The 3,759-nt window shown below is 38.4% G+C and carries 2 protein-coding genes; one reads left to right on the top strand and one right to left on the bottom strand.

The annotated features are described in order from the left end of the window. Nucleotides 1-118: 118 nt before the first annotated feature. Complete coding sequence (locus ACUVXA_RS18005) at nt 119-1,762, top strand: long-chain-fatty-acid--CoA ligase (protein ID WP_445872668.1); 1,644 nt, start codon at nt 119-121, stop codon at nt 1,760-1,762. A 370-nt stretch (nt 1,763-2,132) separates the two neighbouring features. On the opposite strand, the gene ACUVXA_RS18000 is transcribed toward ACUVXA_RS18005, so the two are convergent. Continuing rightward, nucleotides 2,133-3,701 (bottom strand): hypothetical protein, encoded by a 1,569-nt coding sequence (locus ACUVXA_RS18000; protein WP_445872667.1) that lies wholly within the window; start codon nt 3,699-3,701, stop codon nt 2,133-2,135. Between the last annotated feature and the right edge of the window lie 58 nt (nt 3,702-3,759).

Genomic DNA, 3,759 nt, shown 5'->3' with positions numbered 1-3,759 from the left:
TCTCCACTATAAGGGTATCCCTACCCCCAAAAACTCATTTTCAAATACTGAAATCTAAAAACATCTTAAATTTAGAAATCGAAAAATTGGTTATTATAAAAGAGTTGGAGGAAGGAAAATGGCCGAAGAAGTCTACCTTTCAAAACCATGGTTAAAAAACTATGACAAAGATGTTCCCAAAACAATAGACTATCCCAAAATACCTATTTACGAAACTCTTAATAAAACAGTAAATGATTTTCCAAATAAACCAGCGCTTTTTTGGGGTAAAAGAACAATAACCTATAAGGAGTTGGGAGAATACATAGACTGTTTTTCCAACGCCCTAGCCGATATGGGTGTTAAAAAGGGCAGCAGAGTAGCCCTCCTAATGCTGAATGTTCCCCAATACGTGATAAGCCTATACGGAATACTAAAAGCGGGAGGAACAGTGGTAGGAATAAACCCCTTGCTTTCAGCTCGAGAAGTAGAATTCATCCTAAATGATTCTGGAGCGGAAACAATCGTATCTCTAGACTTATTTCTCTCTCGAGTAAATGAAGTCAAACCCAAAACCAAACTTAAAAACATAATCATAGCCGGTATAGGCGACTTCCCCCAGCAGTCGGGTCCCCTAGCAGAGCCCCAAGAAAAAGAAGGCGCCAAACAGTTCCTCACACTTTTAAAAACTCACCAGCCACAACCTCTCAAAATAAAAATCGACCCCGAAGAAGATGAGGCTATTCTACAGTACACCGGCGGCACTACCGGTCTCCCCAAGGGTGTGGTTCTCACCCACCAAAACATAGTATGTAATATACACCAGATTTACACGTGGTTTAATCCCAGTTTTGGAACTGACACATTCTGTTCAGCATTTCCCATGTTTCATGTGGCAGGTCTGATAGTATGCTTGGTAGCAGTAACAATTGGAGGCGCCCAGTGCCTGATATGGAACCCTCGAGATACCGACAACATAATACAGCTAATAAATGATTATAAGCCCAAATGGATAGTAAACGTACCCACCCTATACATGATGCTTTTAGGCAATCCCAAATTCTTCCAATCCGAAGTCGTCAATGCAGAACAGTTTCTAAGCGCTGCGGCTCCCATGCCCGCAGAAATTATCAAGGAGTTACAGACCAAAACCAAAGGCGTGGTGGTGGAGATCTGGGGACTCACAGAAACAAGTCCCGGTGCCACAATTATGCCCTTTAAAGGAAAGAAAAAAATCGGTTCCGTGGGCCTACCTCTTGCAGATACTATAGTTAAGGTGGTGGATATTGAGACTAGAAAAGCTTTGCCCGTGGGTGAAAAAGGCGAATTAGCAGTATATGGACCGCAGGTGTTCTATAAAGGCTACTGGAACAAGCCCAAGGAAACAGATCATGCTTTGCAGGATGGATGGGTCTATACTGGTGATGTGGGCTATATGGATGAGGACGGATACTTCTACATAGTGGACCGAACAAAAGACATGATTAACGTTTCCGGATACAAGGTATTCTCTAGGGAAGTGGATGAGGTTGTTCATGAGCACCCCGCGGTGGCTATTGCTGCAACTGTCGGAATACCGGATCCAGAACGCCCGGGTAGTGAGCGAGTAAAAGTATACATAGTTCTAAAAGAGGGCTATCAAGAGACTCCGCAATTAAAGGAAGAAATCATGGAGTTCCTAAGAAACAATTTAGCCAAATATAAGGTACCCAAAATTATAGAGTTCCGCAAAGATTTGCCTATGAGTCTAACCGGAAAAGTTTTGAAGAGAGAACTAAGGTAAAAAAGGTAGCACAAAGTAAAATGCAAAACGGTGGGGGGACACATTTAATTTTTTTGCTTAATAAAAAAATATTATAAATAAAATATATTTTCTTGCCAAGTTTGTGTGGTTATCATAAAGAAAAGATTTTTTATTTGATCCGCTGTGACTCTTCCAAAATTTTTATTACTCGATTGCGTTTTTTATTCCCATTATAATGATGAAAATGTCTGAAAGCCAAAATAGTAGGATTCCAAGCCTGTCCGCATTCTGTGTCATTCATCTCCTCGATAAAACATAATATCGGATACCAAAAAATACGGATAGAATAATGACGACTAGGTACACGGTGGAAATATATAATAGCAGGATATTGATTTTATTTATATTTTCAATTTTCTAGGAATTGGATTTGACCCTTATTATCTAGTGTATATTTAGTTTTTTTAGAGCTAAATTTAAATACTCCTTTCATGACTTGGAGGCTGGTGTCTATTCCCTCTTTTGTTTCCTGTCCCCTAAATTTAATGAAGATATCTGAAAGCTGATAGAGCATTGCTTGGAATCTTTCTGAATGAGCCTGTTCTGTTAGCGTGTAGAGTGCTAGGTCCCCGCAATATTTATGGTACCGGAAGGCTTTTCTGCAGAACATTACTAGGTCGTTCTCAGATAATCCTATACTCATGTCAGTTAGAGTGGAGAATATCCAAAAAACGGGCTTCTCATCAGGAACACTATTTCTAACTTTCGTCATTACTGTTAAAACTCTATCAACATCGAAGGGATTGGAAATAGGATAAATATTGCCTCTTGGCTCTTCGCTCCTACCTCGCTGGATATTGAGACAGTCGATAATGCTAATATTGCCATTTTGAAAATTTTTTAATGGTATTTTATGGATCTCTGTTTTCTGACTTAGTATTTTTAGTCGAAGGTCGTATTCTTCCGGTGAAAAATGATAGTTAATATTGATTATGTGGGCATTCCCCTCTAGTGGACTTGTGAAAATGTGGGCGAGGGGTTCTAGAATTCTAATTCCGTACTGGTTTGTGGCAACAATTATTGAATTTGATAACATCCCTCCACCTAATAATGAGTCAAACATAGGAATTCCAGTTCTAATAATTTTGACACCTTCTATACCCTCTCTTGTTTCGGGATATCCCGCAGCAAATAAACTTTCAGCTGGTTTTGGTGGCTTAATATCTTTTTTGTCGCTTTTAATTTCAATCATTCCCTTTTCATTTACATCAAAAAAGACCTTCTTCGAATCAAAGGGAAAAACTCCCTTTATTACTTGAACACCATTAATTAGTCCCGTTGAGGTTTCTTCGGCGACAACTTTGATGAAAACATCTGATAATTGGTATAGCTTAGCGAAAAACATGTCCGTGTGAGCGTTCTCATTCAGGTAATAAAACGCTAGATCACCGTGCATCTTATGGTAGCGGAAAGCTCTTCTACAGAATTTTAAAAGTTCATTCTCAGAAACGCCGATGTTCATATTTGTAAGGTGGTAAAAAACCCAATAAACAGGCTGGTCTTCAGGAATGCTTTCCCTAACCTTAGCCATCACTGATAGAAGATTATCTATATTAAAAGGATTAGAAACATAATAGACGTTACCTATTTGTGAATCCTCTTCCACTTCAGATATGTTGAAACAGTCAATGGTGCTTACGCCGCTAATGGGACGGTTTTCTCTAACCCTTTTATAAACCTCTTGGTTAGTTGTATAAACTTTCAACCAATCGGTGACTTCACGTAATGAATAGTGAAAGGTAACGTTAATCAGGTGCAATTTTTCATCAAATTTGTTCAAACCTATTTGCAGACCGAGATGCCGAATTTTAGAACCTGGCTGATGTGAAATAACAATAATTGAGTTAGATAAGAATCCACCTCCTAACAAAGAATCTATAAAAGGTATTCCCAAATTAGTAATTTTAAGCTCACTCATCAATATCCATCCAGATTTTAAAATTCAAAATCTCAATAATAATATTACAATTTAAAAA

The organism is Candidatus Jordarchaeum sp., assembly GCF_052745115.1.
The sequence above is the reverse complement of the archived record's forward strand: the minus strand, read 5'-3'. Positions and strand labels throughout refer to the sequence as shown.